This window comes from Actinomycetospora aurantiaca, from assembly GCF_037401875.1.
GTDB lineage: Bacteria > Actinomycetota > Actinomycetes > Mycobacteriales > Pseudonocardiaceae > Actinomycetospora > Actinomycetospora aurantiaca.
Map to the genome: position 1 here is coordinate 566,572 of NZ_JBBEGN010000002.1, position 16,724 is coordinate 583,295.

General features: G+C 76.3%; 13 protein-coding genes. 12 read left to right on the top strand and 1 reads right to left on the bottom strand.

The genetic code is table 11. The features are described from left to right. The first annotated feature begins 114 nt into the window (after positions 1 to 114). The 8 genes from WCD74_RS07365 (at position 115) to WCD74_RS07400 (ending at position 8,139) form a co-directional block, all read left to right on the top strand. Positions 115 to 633, top strand: coding sequence for an MSMEG_0572/Sll0783 family nitrogen starvation response protein (locus WCD74_RS07365; RefSeq protein ID WP_169182070.1), 519 nt, complete (start codon positions 115 to 117; stop codon positions 631 to 633). A 129-nt stretch (positions 634 to 762) separates the two neighbouring features. Further along, positions 763 to 1,824 (top strand): MSMEG_0568 family radical SAM protein, encoded by a 1,062-nt coding sequence (locus WCD74_RS07370; protein ID WP_337694174.1) that lies wholly within the window; start codon positions 763 to 765, stop codon positions 1,822 to 1,824. Between the two features lie 3 nt (positions 1,825 to 1,827). Beyond that, entirely contained in the window at positions 1,828 to 3,309 is a 1,482-nt protein-coding gene (locus WCD74_RS07375; RefSeq protein ID WP_337694175.1) for an MSMEG_0567/sll0787 family protein, read from the top strand. Beyond that, positions 3,306 to 4,148, top strand: a complete 843-nt coding sequence (locus WCD74_RS07380; protein WP_337694176.1) for a carbon-nitrogen hydrolase family protein — start codon at positions 3,306 to 3,308, stop codon at positions 4,146 to 4,148. The genes WCD74_RS07375 and WCD74_RS07380 overlap by 4 nt, the downstream gene beginning before the upstream one ends. A 10-nt stretch (positions 4,149 to 4,158) precedes the next feature. Further along, positions 4,159 to 5,007, top strand: coding sequence for a carbon-nitrogen hydrolase family protein (locus WCD74_RS07385; RefSeq protein ID WP_337694177.1), 849 nt, complete (start codon positions 4,159 to 4,161; stop codon positions 5,005 to 5,007). Next, on the top strand, positions 5,004 to 6,074 hold the full coding sequence (locus WCD74_RS07390) for an MSMEG_0565 family glycosyltransferase (RefSeq protein ID WP_337694178.1): 1,071 nt from the start codon (positions 5,004 to 5,006) through the stop codon (positions 6,072 to 6,074). The genes WCD74_RS07385 and WCD74_RS07390 overlap by 4 nt, the downstream gene beginning before the upstream one ends. A 76-nt stretch (positions 6,075 to 6,150) precedes the next feature. Then, the gene (locus WCD74_RS07395; RefSeq protein ID WP_337694179.1) at positions 6,151 to 6,879 is read left to right on the top strand and encodes a mycothiol-dependent nitroreductase Rv2466c family protein; all 729 of its coding nucleotides are present in this window, start codon (positions 6,151 to 6,153) and stop codon (positions 6,877 to 6,879) included. 54 nt (positions 6,880 to 6,933) lie between these two features. Next, complete coding sequence (locus WCD74_RS07400) at positions 6,934 to 8,139, top strand: MFS transporter (RefSeq protein ID WP_337694180.1); 1,206 nt, start codon at positions 6,934 to 6,936, stop codon at positions 8,137 to 8,139. Positions 8,140 to 8,142: 3 nt separating this feature from the next. Here WCD74_RS07400 and WCD74_RS07405 read toward each other — a convergent pair whose 3' ends face one another. Next, complete coding sequence (locus WCD74_RS07405; protein WP_337694181.1) at positions 8,143 to 8,430, bottom strand: MGMT family protein; 288 nt, start codon at positions 8,428 to 8,430, stop codon at positions 8,143 to 8,145. Between the two features lie 44 nt (positions 8,431 to 8,474). Between WCD74_RS07405 and WCD74_RS07410 the strand changes: the two genes are divergently transcribed. From WCD74_RS07410 to WCD74_RS07425, 4 genes are all read left to right on the top strand, one after another. Next, positions 8,475 to 8,885 carry a DoxX family protein gene (locus WCD74_RS07410; protein ID WP_337694182.1) on the top strand — a complete coding sequence of 137 codons (411 nt, stop codon included), beginning with the start codon at positions 8,475 to 8,477 and terminating at the stop codon, positions 8,883 to 8,885. A gap of 30 nt (positions 8,886 to 8,915) precedes the next feature. Then, positions 8,916 to 12,200 (top strand): ATP-dependent helicase, encoded by a 3,285-nt coding sequence (locus WCD74_RS07415; protein ID WP_337694183.1) that lies wholly within the window; start codon positions 8,916 to 8,918, stop codon positions 12,198 to 12,200. 8 nt (positions 12,201 to 12,208) lie between these two features. Further along, a complete protein-coding gene (locus WCD74_RS07420) occupies positions 12,209 to 15,616 on the top strand; it encodes an ATP-dependent helicase (protein WP_337694273.1) in 3,408 nt (1,135 codons plus the stop codon). A 100-nt stretch (positions 15,617 to 15,716) separates the two neighbouring features. After that, positions 15,717 to 16,694, top strand: coding sequence for a pirin family protein (locus WCD74_RS07425; RefSeq protein ID WP_337694184.1), 978 nt, complete (start codon positions 15,717 to 15,719; stop codon positions 16,692 to 16,694). The last annotated feature ends 30 nt before the right edge of the window (positions 16,695 to 16,724 follow it).

Genomic DNA, 16,724 nt, shown 5'->3' on the forward strand with positions numbered 1-16,724 from the left:
GTCACGTGGAAACACTTCTGTCACGGGTCGTTGTTTGGCTCTGTCACCACGAGGCCGGGTCCGCATCGACCCGCCCGGCAGGAGCATCCTCCACCGCCCCCACCAAGGAGTGCCATGACCACGGCCGAACTGTCCGACGTCGAGCAGAAGAGCCTCGAGGAGATCCCGCACCCCTCCCTGCCCGAGGGCTCCAGCATCTACGGCGGCACCAAGGTCTTCCCCGACCTGCAGGCGGAGAACGGCGAGACCTACTTCACCCTCGTGCACGGCATCGCGCACGAGTCCTCGGTCAGCTTCGTCGCGGTCCTGCAGGCCACGCGCGCCTTGCGCAAGGGCTTCGAGACCGCGATCTACTTCTACGGCCCCGGCTCGCTGAACTGCCTGGCCACCCGCGGCTTCCCCACGACGGGCAGCTCGGCCTTCCCCGGCGAGCACAACATCAACGACCAGCTCAAGACCTTCATGGCCGAGGGCGGCAAGGCCTACTGCTGCCGCTTCGGGCTGTCGCTGCACGGGGCCCGCGAGGAGGACCTGATCGAGGGCGTCATCCCGACGCACCCGCTCGACGTCCAGGACGCGCTCATCTACTACGCGCGCAAGGGCGCGATCATCAACTCGACCTACCAGTTGTGAGCACAGGTGAGCACTAATCCGTGTCTGGACACGGATTAGTGCTCACCTGCGCCCCGCGCACATCATCGAGGAGGTCCCGCGTTGTCCGCCCCCGCCGAATCCCGTTCCGGTCTCGACGTCCGTTCCGAAGTGGCCGTCCGCGGTGTCGCGGTCGATCTCGGCGCCACCATCCCGCTGCGCCGTCCGGGCGGCGCGGGGCCCTCCGACGACGGGCACCTGCTCGTCGACGGTCTCAGGACGACCCTCCCGATCAACCCCGCGAGCCCGTTCCGCCTGCGCGACGGCCGGCTCGTCCGGACCGGTCCCGACGGCGGCGTCACCGACCTCGGCGTGGAGGTCGACACCGTCGCCCGCCCCGCCTTCTACGACCTCGTGACCCCCGACGGCGTCCGCTACGAGCAGATCGCCCGCCTGCACGGCAACGACGTGCTCGCGACGACCGTCGTGCAGACCTGCGTGCGCTACGGGGAGACCGACCGCTGCCGCTTCTGCGCCATCGAGCAGTCGCTGCGCAGCGGGGCCACCACCGCGGTCAAGACGCCGGCGCAGCTCGCCGAGGTCGCCGAGGCCGCGGTCCGGCTCGACGGCGTCCGGCAGATGGTCATGACGACGGGTACGTCCAACGGGCGTGACCGCGGCGCGCGCCACCTGGCCCGCTGCACCGCGGCCGTCCGCGCGGCCGTGCCCGACCTGCCGGTGCAGGTGCAGTGCGAGCCGCCCGCGCCGGACGACCTCGCCGCCCTGCGGGCGCTGAAGGACGCCGGCGCGGACGCGATCGGCATCCACGTCGAGTCCCTCGACGACGCCGTCCGCCGTCGGTGGATGCCGGGCAAGGCCACGGTGCCCCTCGAGCAGTACTGGACCGCCTGGCGGGAGAGCGTGCGCCTCTTCGGCCGGAACGCGGTCTCGACCTATCTGATCATCGGGCTCGGCGAGGACCCCGACGAGCTGGTCGCCGGGGCGGCCGAGCTGATCGACGCCGGGGTGTACCCGTTCGTCGTCCCCTACCGCCCGATCCCGGGGACGTTGGCCTTCGCCGACGGCGACCCCGCGCCCGACCCCACCGTCCTCGCCGACGTCACGGCCCGCGTCGCCGCGCACCTGCGCGCCGCCGGGATGCGCGGCGCGGACCAGGCCGCCGGGTGCGCCGCCTGCGGCGCGTGCTCGGCCCTCTCCGCGGCCGGAGGCTGACCCGTGACCGTCCTCGACGGGCCGTTCCCCGTCCACTCGGCCCTCGACCTCGCCACCGCCGAGGAGATCCTCGGCGGCCTCGTCCGCCGGCCCGCGGGCCGCGACGTCACGATCACCGAGGCCCCGGCGGCCGACGCGACCCACCCCGACGTCGTGGCGCACCGCGCCCTGCGCCGCGCCGTGTTCGTCGACGAGCAGCGGGTGTTCGACCGCGACGACCTCGACGACGTCGACACCGACCCCCGAGCGGTCGTGCTCGTCGCCCGCGACCCCGACGGCACCGCCCTCGGCGGCGTGCGGCTCGGCCCCGCCCGGCCGGGCGAGCCCGACCTCGGCTGGTGGACCGGCAGCCGGCTCGCGGTCGCCGTCGACGGCCGCCGTCGGGCCGGGGTCCGGGTCGGCGCCACCCTCGTGCGCGCCGCGGTGGCCCGGGCCGAGGCCGCCGGGGTGCTGCGGTTCGAGGCGGACGTCCAGGCCCCCAACGCCCGGCTGTTCACGCGGCTGGGCTGGGAGACGGTCGCGCCGTCCCGCACCGTCGGCGGGGTCGACCACGTGCGCATGCGCCGCCCGATGGACCGCATCCAGCGCCTCGTCGACGCGACGAAGGCCCCGCTCGGCGACCTGGTCGCGGGGATGGCCCCGGCCGGTTTCGTCGGGGACGACGGGGCACCGGTGCCCGGTAGCGACGTCGTCGCCGCCTGCGACGCGATCCTGCCCGCGATGGTCGAGCGCGACCCGGAGTGGGCCGGCTGGTGCGGCGTCCTCGTCAACGTCAACGACCTCGCGGCCATGGGTGCGCGGCCCGTCGGGCTCCTGGACGCGGTCGGGGGCCGGGACGCCGCGGCCGTCGGACGCGTGCTGCACGGACTCCGTGCGGCTGCTGCGGCCTACGGCGTCCCGGTGCTCGGTGGGCACACCACGGTCGACGTCCCCGCCTCGCTGGCCGTCACCGCGCTCGGCAGCACGCCGACACCGGTCCCCGCCGGTGGCGGCCGGGCCGGGCACCGCGTGCGGCTCACCGCCGACCTCGACGGAGCCTGGCGCCCCGGCTACACCGGCCGCCAGTTCGACACCACGTCACGGCGCCGCCCGGAGGACCTCCGCGCGATGGTCGGCGCGATCGGCCCCGACGCCGCGTACCGCCCGGCCGCCGCGAAGGACGTCAGCATGGCCGGCCTCGTCGGGACCCTCGGGATGCTCGCCGAGGCGAGCGGCACCGGCGCCGTCCTCGACGTCGCCGCCGTGCCCCGTCCCGCCGGGGTGGGCGTGGCCGACTGGTTCACCTGCTTCCCGGGCTTCGCCCTGCTCACGACCGACGAGCCGGGAGCACCGCTCCCGGCCGCCGGACCCGCCGTCGGGAAGGGCTGCGGGGAGTTGACCGACTCCGCCGGGGTGGCCCTGCGCTGGCCCGACGGGGAGACCACGACCGCCGTCGCCGGACCCGTCACCGGACTGGGGACGGCCACTGAGAGGACCGACCGATGACCACCACCTTCGCCGCCGCCGCCGAGGGCTTCGTGCGCGACCTCGACGAGGACTTCCGGCGCGTCGAGAAGCTGGTCGCCCGCGCCCGGGAGGCGGGCGCGCAGCTGCTCGCGCTGCCCGAGGCCGCCCTCGGGGGCTACCTGTCCTCCCTGCACGGCGACCACGACGACGAGCCCCCGCGGCTCGACGGCGACGGCCCGGAGATCGCGCGGCTGATCGACCTGGCCGGGGACATGGTCATCACGGCCGGCTACTGCGAGCGCGGGGACGCGGCATCCGGTGGGCGGCCCTACAACAGCTGCGTCGCGGTGACCGGCGACGGCGTCCTCGGGCGGCACCGCAAGGTGCACCAGCCGCTCAACGAGAACAACTCCTACGCCGCGGGGGACCGGTTCGCCGCGTTCGACTCCCCGGTCGGGCGGATGGGCATGATGATCTGTTACGACAAGGCGTTCCCGGAGGCCGCGCGGGCGCTGGCGGACGACGGGGCCCGGGTCGTGGTGTGCATGTCGGCGTGGCCCGCCTCGCGGACCAACCAGGCGCCCGTGCTCGCCGACGACCGCTGGACCCGCCGCTTCGACCTGTTCGACCGCGCCCGCGCGCTGGAGAACCAGATCGTCTGGGTCTCGGCCAACCAGGCCGGGGAGTACGGCAGCATGCGGCTGGTCGCCAGCGCGAAGATCGTGGACCCGGGCGGCGAGGTCCTCGCGACGACCGGGACCGAGGCCGGCCTCGCGGTCGCCTCCATCGACGTCGACGAGGCGGTGGACTCCGCTCGCCGCTTCATGGGCCACCTGCGCGACCGGCGCCAGGCGAGCTACGCCGCCGTCCCGGCCTAGAGCCGTCGCCGTGACCCCGCCGACCCGCCCGCCCTTCCGGATCGCCGCCGCAGCGGCGCACTTCACCCGCGACCTGGACTTCGACCTGGAGCGGATCGGCGTCGTCGTCTCCCACGCGCGCGACGCCGGGGTGAAGCTGCTGGCCCTTCCCGACGGTGCCCTGGGCGGGTACCTGACGGACCTGCGGCCCGACGACCCCGCCGCCGTCGACCTCCCGCCCGCGCTGGAGCCCAACGGCGACGCGGTCCGGTCGGTGATCGCGCTGGCCGAGGAGATGGTGGTCTGCCTCGGGTACTGCGAGAGGGGTCCGGGCGGCGAGCTCTACAACGCCGCGGTGGCGCTGTGCGGGGACGGGATCCTCGGGCGTCACCGGAAGGTCCACCACCCGGCGGGGGTCGCGAAGCTCTTCACGCCGGGGTGCGGGTTCACCGCGTTCGACACCCCGGTCGGGCGGCTCGGGATGCTGATCGACCACGACAAGACCTTCCCGGAGTCGGCCCGGGCGCTGGCGCTCGACGGGGCCACGACGATCGCCTGCCTGTCGGCCTGGCCGACCTCGCTGACCAACCGGGCCCCGCGGATGGCCCAGGACCGGCAGGCCCGGCTGTTCGACCTCTACGACCAGTCGCGCGCCGCCGAGAACCAGGTGCTGTGGCTCTCGGCGAACCAGAGCGGCCGGTCGGGGGCGCTGCACTTCCTCGGGCGGGCGAAGGTCGTGGGCCCGGGCGGGGAGATCCTGGCGCGCACCTGGTCCAAGGGCGGTCTCGCGGTCGCCGAGGTCGACCCGTGCGCGATGGTCGACGCCGCCCGCGCGGTGCTGCACCACCTCGAGGAGCGCCGGCCCGGGGCCTACTCGTGAGGATCCGGCTCTCCACCTACTCGACCAGGCCGAGGGGCGGGGTCGTGCACACGCTGGCGCTGGCCGAGGCGCTCGCGCGGGCCGGGCACGACGTCGAGGTGTGGGCGCTGGCCCGCGGTGGCGACACGGCGTTCTTCCGCGACGTGACCGTGCCGATCCGGTTGGTCGAGGTGCCCGAGCTCGACGGCGAGTCCGTCGGCGACCGCATCCTGCGCTCGATCGCCCTCCTCGCCGAGGCCCTGCGGGATGCAGGCCCCGCCGACGTGCGGCACGCGCAGGACTGTCTCACCGCGAACGCCGAGGGCGCGGCGCACGGCTACGACACGCTGCACCGCACCGTCCACCACCTCGACACGTTCACGACGCCGTCGCTGGCGGCCTGCCACGAGCGCGCCCTCGTCGAGCCGGCCCGGCTGCTGTGCGTGTCGTCCGCGGTCGCCGCGGAGGTGGCCGCGGGCTGGGACCGGACCGCACCCGTCGTCGGGAACGGGGTGGACGCCGCGCGCTTCGCGGCGGCCGACCCGACGCCGTGGCGGGAGCGGTTCGGGCGGTACGTGCTGGCGGTCGGCGGGATCGAGCCGCGCAAGGGCACGCTCGACCTGGTGCGGGCGATGGCCTCGGTGGACGCGCCGCTGATGGTCGCCGGGGGCGACACCCTCTTCGACTACCGCCCCTACCGGGACGAGGTGTTCGCGCTCGCGGACTCGCTGGGCGTGGAGCCGGTCGTCCTCGGACCCGTTCCCGACGACGAGCTCCCCGGGCTCGTGGCCGGCGCGTCCGTCTTCGCGTTCCCCTCGACGAAGGAGGGGTTCGGGCTCGCCGCGATGGAGGCACTCGCCGCGGGCGTGCCGCTGGTGACCCGGGACCTGCCGGTGCTCCGCGAGGTCTTCGCCGGGGCGGCGCGCTTCGCGGGCGACGCCGACGGGATCGCCGCGGAGCTGACCGCGGCCCTCGCCGGCGACGACCCGGCCGACCCGGCCCGCGCCGCCGTGGGTCGGGCGCTGGCCGCGACGCACTCGTGGGACGAGGTCGCGCAGCGGCACCTGGGGGTGTACGGGTCGCGCTGAGTGTCAGCAGTGCGGCCATGCTGACACTGGACGTCACAATCGCCGCACCGTCGGGCGCCCGGGGTACACCCCTGACATGAGCACCCCCGACGTCCGGTACTGGTTCGACCCCGTCTGCCCCTACTGCTGGCTGACCAGCGGCTGGGTCCGCACCGTGGCCCGTCGTCGGGACCTGGCGGTGCAGTGGCAGTTCATCTCGCTGCGGCTGCTCAACGCCCACGTCGACTACGACGCGCAGTTCCCCCCAGAGTACGAGGCCGGGCACACCGCGGGTCTCCAGCTGCTGCGGGTGTGCGCCGCCGTGCGCGAGGGCCACGGTGACGAGGCGGTCGGCCGGTTCTACGAGGTGCTCGGGGAGGCCGTGTTCGAGCAGGGCGAGGTGCCGGAGCACTCGAGCGAGCGGGAACACCGCGGAACGCGCGACTTCGTGACGCCGGTGCTCGAGCGGGCGGGGCTGCCGACGGACCTGGCTGGCGCCCTCGAGGACACCCGGCACGACGCGACGATCCAGGCCGAGACCGACGAGGCGCTCGAGCTGGTCGGGAAGGACGTCGGCACGCCCCTGATGCAGATCGCGCCCCCCGACGGGCTCGCCTTCTTCGGGCCGGTGATCAGCCGTAGGCCGGCCGAGGAGCAGGCCGAAGAGCTGTGGGACCACGTGGTGGGCCTCGCGAGCTTCCCCGGGTTCACCGAGCTCAAGCGCAGCCTGCGGGAACGCCCGCAGCTCCCCGCGTTCGGGGTGGCGCCGGGGGAGGTCGGGCTCGTCGAGGACTGGCACGGGGGAAGCCGCCGCCAGCACCGGTGACGTGTCACGCGATCGCGCGCGACCCGTCGTCGCCGGTGCTTAGGGTGGCTCACGATGAGCGCCCAGGCGGAGGCCCCGCCCACCCACCTCGGCCGCCCGACGGTCCTGCTGCTCGCCGTGGTGTGCGGCGCGGCGGTGGCGAACATCTACTACGCCCAGCCGCTGCTGCCCGTCGTCGCGCAGGCCTTCGGCGTCGGTGAGGGCACCGCGGGCTACCTGGTCACCGCCTCGCAGATCGGCTACGCGCTGGCGTTGGCGCTGCTCGTGCCGGCGGGGGACATCCTGGAGCGGCGCGGGCTGGTGAGCGGGCTGCTCGCCGTCACCGGGGTCCTGCTGGTGGGTGCGGCGGCGGCGCCGTCGTTCGGGGTGCTGCTGGCGGCCGTGGCGGTCGTCGCGGTCACCTCCGCGGTGGCGCAGATCGTGGTGCCGATGGCGGCCTCGCTGGCCTCGGACGAGAAACGCGGCTCGGTGGTCGGCACCGTGATGAGCGGGCTGCTCGTCGGCATCCTGCTCGCGCGCACCGTCGCGGGGCTGGTGGCCGAGATCGGTGGCTGGCGGCTGGTGTTCGTGCTGGCCGCCGTCGTGATGGTGGTGCTGGCCGGGCTGGTCCGGCTCGCGCTGCCGAGGGTGCCGGTGGCGGCGTCGGCGCCGTACCCCTCGCTGCTGGCGTCGGTCGGGTCGATCGTGCGCCACGACGCCCTGGTGCGACGGCGGATGCTGCTCGGCGGGGTCGGCTTCGGGTGCTTCACGATCCTGTGGACCTCGCTGTCGTTCCTGCTGGCGGGCCCGCCGTACTCCTACGGGTCGGGGGTGATCGGCCTGTTCGGGCTCGCGGGCCTGGCCGGTGCGCTCGCGGCGATCTGGGCGGGGCGCTTCGCGGACCGCGGGCACGGCCGGCGGACGGTCACCGTCGGGCTCGGCCTGCTCCTCGCGAGCTGGGGGCTGCTGGCGCTCGGCGGCGGGTCGCTGGTCGCGCTGCTCGCCGGGATCGTCGTGCTCGACCTCGCCCAGCAGCTCCTCCAGATCAGCCACCAGCACGCGATCTACCACCGCCACCCCCGGGCCCGCAGTCGCGTGACCAGCGCGTTCCTGGTCTCGGCGTTCATCGGCGGCGGGATCGCCTCGGCGCTGACCTCCGGGCTCTACGCGACGGTGGGATGGGCGGGCGTGTGCGCGCTGGGCGCGGTCGTCGCCCTGATCGGTGTGGCCACGTGGACGCTGGAACTGGTCCGTCCGGCGCCGTCGGAGCCGGTGGACTGAGCCTCACCCGAACACGTGCCGCTGCCCCTTCGCCGCCTTCGCGTCGACCACCAGCACGCCCTCGGCGGTGAGCCGGCGGATCTGCTCGACCGCGATGTGCGGGGCCGGGGTCCCGGAGGTGCGCAGCACGCGGTGCCAGGGCAGGTCGGCGCCGTCGGTGGACAGCACCGTCCCGACCACGCGGGCGGAGCGTTCACCGGCCGCCGCCGCGACGTCGCCGTAGCTGCACCAGGTGCCCTCCGGGATCGACGCGACGATCTCCCGGATGCGTTCGTGACGAGCCTCGTCCACGGACCGGAGTGTGCGCCGCGGTCGGTCCGGGGCACTCGGCGGCCATGACCTCGCCGGCCTCGTCCACCACGCCCCTGCAGGACCTCGCCCGCGTCGGGCTCGGCACCTTCCTCGTCGGTGCCGGGCTCTCCCACCTCACGGTGGCCCGCGAGGGGTTCCGCGCGCAGGTGCCGCCCTGGGTGCCGATCGACGTGGACGACACGGTCGTCATCTCGGGGTGCACCGAGGTGGCGCTGGGGACCGCGCTGGCCGCCCTCCCGGGGGAGAAGGTGCGCATCGGCCGGCTCGCCGCGCTGTTCTTCGCCGCCGTCTTCCCCGGCAACATCGCCCAGTGGCGCCACCACCGCGACGGGCTGGGCCTGAACTCCGACCGGGCGCGGTTCCTGCGGCTGTTCGCGCAGCCGGTGCCGATCGCGGTGGCGCTCTGGTCGACGGGGGCCCTCCCGCGCCGGTGACTGTCGGGGGGCCGTGGTTCCCTCGGGGGCATGACGGTCGAGTCGGCTCCGAGGCTGCTGCGGGCAGCCACGCGGCTGCCCGCGGATCTGCTGCTCGACGACGGGTCGCGGCGGGTCCTCGAGCACCGCTCCGGCTTCCTGCGCGTGCTCGGCGGTCCGGGCACGGGGAAGACCACGCTGCTCGCGGAGCGCGTGGCGCGCCTGCTCCATGCCGATCCCGACGCGGCGTCGCTCGTCCTGGTGGGCGACCGGCGGTCGGCGGCCGCGCTCCGCGAGCGCATCTCGGCCCGACGGCGGGTGCTGGCGGGCGAGGCCGGAGCGGGGCTGACGGCCGCGCGCGAACCGCTGGTCCGCAGCGTGCACTCCTACGCGTTCGCGGTGCTGCGCCGGCACGCGGCCCGGCAGGACCAGGCGCCCCCGCGGCTGCTGCCGGGCGCGCAGCAGGACGCGATGGTGCGTGACCTGCTGGCCGGGGAGGCCGAGGGAGCCGGGCGCGGCTCCGGGTGGCCCGCCCGGTTGGCACCCGCCCTGGAGGCGCCCGCCTTCGCCGCGGAGGTGCGCGACCTGCTGCTGCGGGCCGCCGAACGCGGTCTCGGCCCGCGGGAGCTGCGGGCGCTGGGCAAGGAGCACGACGTCGCGGTCTGGGTCGCCGCGGCGCGGTTCTACCAGACCTACGAGGAGGTCACGCTGCTGCGCGCCGCGGCCGGCTCGGCGAACCCGCTGGCCTCCGCCCCGCCGCTGGACGCCGCCGAGCTCGTCGCGGCGGTGCTCGACGCCTTCGCGAACGATCCCGGGCTCCTCGAGGCCGAGCGGGCCGCGGTCCGGCACCTCGTGGTCGACGACGCGCACGACATGGACCCCCAGCAGCTCGAGCTCGCCCGCGTCCTGGGCGCGACCGCCGACGGGTACGTGCTGGCCGGCGACCCGGACTCCTCGGTCCTGGGCTTCCGCGGCGCCGACCCGACGCTGCTGCGCGACGCCGACCCGGGCGGGCGGTCCACCGCGGTGCTGCACGTCGACCACCGGGGCACGCCGGCCGTGCGCGACGCGGTCGCCCGGGTCGTCGAGCCGCTGCGCGGCACCGGACCGGCCCGCACGCGGACCGGCCCGCCGGGGGAGGACCCGGACTCCGGCGCGGCCACCGTCTCGGTCTTCGCGACGGCGGGCCACCAGGCCGCCTGGGTGGCCGACACGCTGCGGCGGGCGCACCTGGTCGACGGGGTCCCGTGGTCGCGGCTGGCGGTGGTCGTGCGCTCGGTGCCGTTGTCCCTGCCGCCGCTGCGCCGGGCCCTGCTCGCCGCGGGCGTACCCCTCGCGGTGCCGGCCGACGACACCCCGCTCGCGGCGCTGCCCGCGGTCGCGCCGCTGCTCACGCTGCTGCGCGCGGCCGCGGCGGCCGCGGTCGCCCCACCGGCGGACGCCCTCGACGCGGACACCGCCCTGGCCCTGCTGGTGTCCCCGCTGGGCGGTGCCGAGCCGCTCGGGCTGCGCCGGCTGCGGCGCGGGCTGTTGCGGCTGCACGAGGGGGCGGGAGACGCAGCGGAGCGGAGCTCGACCCGGGCGAGGGGCGGCGACCGGGGCCGGTCGAGCGACGAGCTGATCGTCGACGTCCTGGTGGACCACCTCGCCGGCCGGCCCGACCGGCTCGCCCTGCTGCCCGACACCGACGTCGCCCCGCTGCGGCGGATCGTGCGCCTGCTCAGCACGGCGGTCGACGCCATCCGCGCGGGACAGAGCGTGCCCGACGCGGTGTGGGCGGTGTGGTCGGCGAGCGGGCTGCAGCGGCGCTGGGCCGCGGTCAGCGAGCGCGGCGGGGTGGTGGGCGCCCAGGCCGACCGCGACCTCGACGCCGTCGTGGCCCTCGTCGAGCGCGCCGGGCGCTACACCGAGGAGCTCCCGGGCGGCACCGTGGCCGGGTTCGTCGCCCAGGTCGACGAGCAGCGGATCCGCAGCGACTCGCTCGCGCCGCGGGCCCCCGACGGCGAGGCGGTCGCCCTCCTCACGGCGCACGCGGCCCGCGGGCGGGAGTGGGACGTCGTCGTGGTCCCGGACGTCCAGGAGGGGGTGTGGCCGGACCTGCGGCGGCGCGGGACCCTGCTCGGCGTCGAGCGGATGATCGACGTCCTGTCCGGGGTGCCGGACGACCCGACGCTGTCCACCCGGGTGCCCCTGCTCGACGAGGAGCGGCGGCTGTTCGCGGTCGCCCTCTCCCGGGCCCGGCGCTCGGTGCACGTCGGGGCGGTGGAGGCCGAGGACGTGACGCCGTCCCGCTTCCTCGACGACGTCGCACCCACCGCCGCGACCGACGACACCCCGCGGCCGCGCTCCCGGCCCCGCCGGTCGCTGGTGCTCGCCGAGCTGGTGGGCGACCTGCGCCGCGCGGTGACCGACGCCGACACCGATCCCGCCCGCCGGGCCCGCGCGGCCGCGCACCTGGCCCGCCTGGCCGAGGCCGGCGTCCCGGGCGCCGATCCCGAGGAGTGGTACGGCCTGCTCGACGTGTCCACCACGGATCCACTGCGGGAGGCCGGGGCGCCGATCGCGGTCAGCCCGAGCGCCGTCGAGACCATCCTCACCTGCCCGCTGCGCTGGGCCCTGCAGGCGCACGGCGGCGACGACTCGGACTCCCTGGCGTCGGTGACCGGCTCGCTGGTGCACGCCCTCGTGCAGCGCGCCGCCGAGGGAGCCGGCGAGCGGGAGCTGGACGAGGCGCTCGACGTCGCGTGGGCCTCGGTCGACGCGGGGGCGCCGTGGTTCTCGCGGCGGGAGCTCGCGAACTGCCGCTCGATGCTGCGCTCGTTCCTGTCCTGGCGGGACGCGTCGCGCCGGGAGCTCACGGAGGTGGCGGTCGAGGAGTCGGTCTCGGCGCGCCTGTCCGACGGCGTCGGCATCCGCGGCCGGGTCGACCGGCTCGAGGTGGACGACCACGGCCGTCCCGTGATCGTCGACGTCAAGACGGGCAAGACACCGGTCAGCGCGCCGGCGGCCCTGGAGCACCCGCAGCTCGCGGTCTACCAGCTGGCGGTGGCGCTCGGAGCGTTCACCGAACGGCTGGGCGGCCCGGCGGACTCGCCCGCCCGGTCGGTCCCCGGCGGCGCCCGGCTGATCTACCTGCAGCGCGACGGCGGGGAGGCGAAGTCCCGCGCGCAACCGCCGCTCGACGACGAGGGCGTCGAGCACTGGCGCGAGCAGGTCGCGACCGCGGCCCGCCTCACGGCCGGCCCGCGGTTCGTCGGGCAGGAGAACGACGCCTGCCCGCGTTGCCCGGTGCGTACCGCGTGCCCGGTGCACTCGTCGGGGAGGCAGGTCCCGTGACCGGACTGATGACCGGGCTCATCGACCCGGTCGAGCTCTCCGAGCGGCTCGGCCTGCGGCGCCCCACCGACGAGCAGGCCGAGGTCATCGCGGCGCCGTTCGCGTCGGCGCTGGTGACCGCGGGCGCGGGGTCGGGCAAGACCGAGACGATGGCCGCCCGGGTGGTGTGGCTGGTCGCGAACGGGATCGTCACGCCCGACCAGGTGCTGGGCCTGACCTTCACCCGCAAGGCGGCCGGGCAGCTCGCCGACCGGATCCGCAAGCGGCTCCGACGCCTCGCGTCCGACGACCTGCTGGACGAGATCGACCCCAGCGGCGAGCGGCGGGTGCTGGTCCGCACGCTCGAGCCGACGGTGTCGACCTACCACGCCTACGCGGGGCGCCTGCTCGCCGAGCACGGGCTGCGGCTGCCCACCGATCCGGGCGCGCGGCTGCTCTCGCCGACCGCGTCCTGGCAGCTCGCCCACCGGGTGGTGTCGTCCTGGGCGCGCGACCTGGACACCCCGCTCATCCCGACGACGGTGACCCAGTACGTGCTCGCGCTCGCCGGGGAGCTGGGCGAGCACCTGGCCGACCCGGCGGCGCTGCGGGAGCACACCGAGCTCCTGTGCCGGGTCATCGAGTCGACCCCGCCGGCGAAGGGGCAGCGCGCCGCGATGCCGCAGAAGCTGGCGAAGTACGTGGAGCGGCAGCGGTTCCGGGTGGCCCTGCTGCCCCTGGTGGCCGAGCTCGCCGCGCGCAAGCAGGCCGAGCGGTGCCTGGACTTCGCCGACCAGATGGCGGCGGCCGCCCGGCTCGCCGACGGGCACCCCGAGGTCGGGCAGGCGGAGCGGTCCATGTTCCGGGCGGTGCTGCTCGACGAGTACCAGGACACCGGGCACGCCCAGCGGATCATGCTGCGGGCGCTGTTCGCCGGGGACGAGGCGACGGCCGTGACCGCGGTCGGCGACCCGTTCCAGTCGATCTACGGCTGGCGCGGCGCGAGTGCGGCGAACCTGCCGCGGTTCGTCACCGACTTCCCGCGGCCCGACCCCGACGGCGCCTGGGTGGCGGCCCGGCGCTTCGGCCTGCTCACGAGCTTCCGCAACCCGCCCGAGGTGCTCGACCTCGCCAACGGCGTCGTCGGGCCGCTGCGTGAGCCGCAGGCCCTCGACGGCGTGGGGGAGCTGCGGGCGTTCACCGGCGCCGCCCCCGGTGACCTGCGGGTCGCGCTGCACCCCGACGTGCTCGCCGAGCGCGACTGGCTCGCCGACGGGATCGCCGACCGTTGGCGGGCCGCGCTGGACGCCGGAGAGCCGGCCCCGACCAGTGCGGTGCTCGTCCGGCGGCGCGCCGACATGACCGAGATCGCGGGGGCGCTGCGGGCCCGGGGGCTGCCGGTCGAGGTGGTCGGGCTCGGCGGGCTGCTCGACGAGCCCGAGGTGCGCGACCTGGTCTCCGCCCTGCGGCTCGTGGTCGACCCGCTCGCCGGGGGAGCGGCCGTCCGGCTGCTCACCGGCGCGCGGTGGCGCATCGGCGGGGCCGACCTGGCCGCGCTCTGGCGTCGGGCGCGGGAGCTGGCCGCGCCGCCCACCCCGCCCGACCTGCCCACCGCCGCCGCCCCCGACCCGATCGCCGACGCCCTGCCCGGGGAGCACGCCGAGCGCGCCGGCCTGGTCGACGCCCTCGACGACCCCGGTCCGTCCGCCCGGTACTCGCCCGCCGGTCTCGAGCGGATCACCCGCCTGGCCCGGGAGCTGGCCGGCCTCCGGCGCCGCGTCACGGCGCCGTTGGTCGACCTGGTGGCCGACGTCGAGCGGACCCTGCTGCTCGACGTCGAGGCGGTCTCCCGGCCGGGGGCCACCGGCCGGGCGCACCTGGACGCGTTCGCCGACGTCGTCGCCGACTTCTCGGGCGGCGCCGCGGCCTCCGGCGGGACGGCCACCCCGACCGCCCTGCTCGCCTACCTGGACGCCGCGGAGGAGGCCGAGGACGGGCTGACCCCGGGCGAGGTCGACGTCGCGGCCGGCGCCGACCCCGCGCTCGGCGGGACGCGCGTCCAGGTGCTCACCGTGCACGCCGCGAAGGGGCTGGAGTGGGAGGTCGTGGCCGTGCCGCACGTGTGCGCCAAGGTCTTCCCGGGGCCGAAGCTCAGCGGGTCCTGGCTGACCACGATCCCCTCGCTGCCGGTCGACCTGCGCGGCGACCGTCCCGACCTGCCATCCCTCGACGTGGCCGGCGTGGCCGACCGCAAGGACCTCACCGAGCGCCTCGACCGGCACGAGCGGGAGTTCGACGAGCGGCGCCTGGTCGAGGAACGGCGGCTGTTCTACGTCGCGCTCACGCGGGCCGAGCGGACGCTGCTGGTGTCCGGGCACTGGTGGCCGGAGTCGGGGTCCACGCCGCGCGGGCCGTCGGAGTTCCTGCAGGAGGTGGGGGACCTGGCGGGCGCGGGGCGGGCGGTCGTCGACACCTGGGCCGACCCGCCCGAGGAGGGCGCCGACAACCCGCTCGCGGAGACCGTGCGCGCCGAGGCCTGGCCGATCGACCCGCTCGCGGAGCGCCGGGCGGCCGTCGAGGAGGGCGCGGCCCTGGTCCGCGCGGCCATGGAGCAGCCGGCGGCTCCGCCCGCGGACGAGGCCGACCCGGACGGCTGGGCCTCCGACGTCGACGTCCTGCTCGCCGAGCGGGCGGCCGCCCGCGAGCGGCACGCCCGGGTGCTGCTGCCCCCGCAGCTCTCGGTCAGCCAGCTCGTCGACCTCGCCGCCGACCCGGAGGCGCTCGCCCGACGCCTGCGCCGTCCGGTCCCGCGTCCGCCCGACCCGCGGGCGCGGCGCGGCACCGAGTTCCACGCGTGGGTCGAGCGGTGGTTCGCCCGGACCGAGCTGCTCGAGTTCGACGAGCTGCCGGGCGCGGCCGACGACGCCGCGGACGCCGACGCCGAGGCGGCCGCCGACCTCGCGGTGCTGCAGGACCGCTTCACGGCCAGCCGCTGGGCGACCCGCACGCCGGTGGCGGTGGAGGTGCCGTTCGAGACCGAGGTCGAGGGCACGCTGGTGCGGGGGCGCATCGACGCGGTGTTCGCCGACCCGGACGGCGGCGCCACCGTCGTCGACTGGAAGACCGGCGCGCCGCCGGGGCCCGAGGCGATGCCGGCGCTGTCGGTGCAGCTCGCGGCGTACCGGCTGGCGTGGGCGGGGCTCACCGACACCCCGGTCGAGCGGGTCCGGGCCGCGCTGCACTACGTCCGCGACGACCGCACCGTCACCCCGGCCGACCTCCTCGACGCCGCCGGGCTGCGGGCCCTCGTCGCGAGCGTGCCGGTCGAGGTCCGAGAACCGGTCGGCGACGACGCCGTCTCCTCCGCGAGCTGGACCGACGACGAGGCCGACCCGGACGGGACGGGCTTCGACGAGGGCGACCCCGAGGACCGCTGAGCGGCCGGCCACCGGGGGCCGAGTGCGACGGCGGGCAGGTTCGACGCCCGCGGGTCCGGCGCCGTGTCGCACTCGGCGCGCGCGGAGGATGATCGGGGCCGTGAGCAACGTGGAGACCGCCCCCGACGAGGTCCTCTGCGACGGCCGCGAGCACCCGGACGCGGTCGTCGAGATCCTCACCCCCCGCGAGGTACCGCTCGGCGGGCCGCGTGCGATGGCGGTGCGGCGCACGCTCCCGCAGCGGCGGCGCTCGCTGATCGGGGCCTGGTGCTTCGTGGACCACTACGGCCCGGACGACGTGTCCGCGACCGGCGGCATGGACGTCCCGCCGCACCCGCACACCGGCCTGGCCACCGTGAGCTGGCTGTTCACCGGCGAGGTGGAGCACCGCGACTCGCACGGCGTGCACGCGATCGTCCGCCCCGGGGAGCTGAACCTGATGACGGGCGGGCACGGCGTGTGCCACTCCGAGGTCTCCACCCCCGGCACCACGGTCCTGCACGGCGCGCAGCTCTGGCTCGCCCTGCCCGACGCCCACCGCGACACCCCGCGCGCCTTCGCCCACCACGCCCCGGATGCGGTCGACCTGGTCGGGGCCACCCTGCGGGTGTTCCTCGGGGAGCTCGCCGGCATCACCAGCCCGATCGAGACGTTCACCCCGCTGCTCGGTGCGGAACTCCTGCTCGACCCCGGGGCGACGGTCACGCTGGACGTCGACCGGGCCTTCGAGCACGGCGTCCTGCTGGACACCGGGTCCGTGACGGTGGGCGGGCAGCCGGTGGCCGCCGCCGAAGTGGCCTACCTGGCCCCCGGCCGGGAGCGGCTGGAGCTGGCGAACACCGGGGACGGCCCGGCCCGGCTGCTCCTGCTCGGCGGGACCCCGTTCGGCGAGCAGATCGTCATGTGGTGGAACTTCATCGGACGCACCCACGACGAGATCGTGGCGTTCCGGACGGCGTGGGAGGACGCCCCGGAGGAGCGCTACGGCCACGTCTCCGGCTACGTCGGGCCGGACGGCCGGACCGCCCGCCTGCACGCCCCCGCGCTGCCGAACGCGACGCTCCGCCCGCGCGAGTAGTCCGATCACGGATGGTGAGAGGCCCGCGCC

Excerpts from the sequence above, each read along its gene's own strand:
- WCD74_RS07365 (WP_169182070.1), top strand. The coding sequence starts at position 115 with ATGACCACGGCCGAACTGTCCGACGTCGAGCAGAAGAGCCTCGAGGAG.
- WCD74_RS07380 (WP_337694176.1), top strand. The coding sequence starts at position 3,306 with ATGACCACCACCTTCGCCGCCGCCGCCGAGGGCTTCGTGCGCGACCTC.
- WCD74_RS07395 (WP_337694179.1), top strand. The coding sequence starts at position 6,151 with ATGAGCACCCCCGACGTCCGGTACTGGTTCGACCCCGTCTGCCCCTAC.
- WCD74_RS07400 (WP_337694180.1), top strand. The coding sequence starts at position 6,934 with ATGAGCGCCCAGGCGGAGGCCCCGCCCACCCACCTCGGCCGCCCGACG.
- WCD74_RS07410 (WP_337694182.1), top strand. The coding sequence starts at position 8,475 with ATGACCTCGCCGGCCTCGTCCACCACGCCCCTGCAGGACCTCGCCCGC.
- WCD74_RS07415 (WP_337694183.1), top strand. The coding sequence starts at position 8,916 with ATGACGGTCGAGTCGGCTCCGAGGCTGCTGCGGGCAGCCACGCGGCTG.
- WCD74_RS07420 (WP_337694273.1), top strand. The coding sequence starts at position 12,209 with ATGACCGGGCTCATCGACCCGGTCGAGCTCTCCGAGCGGCTCGGCCTG.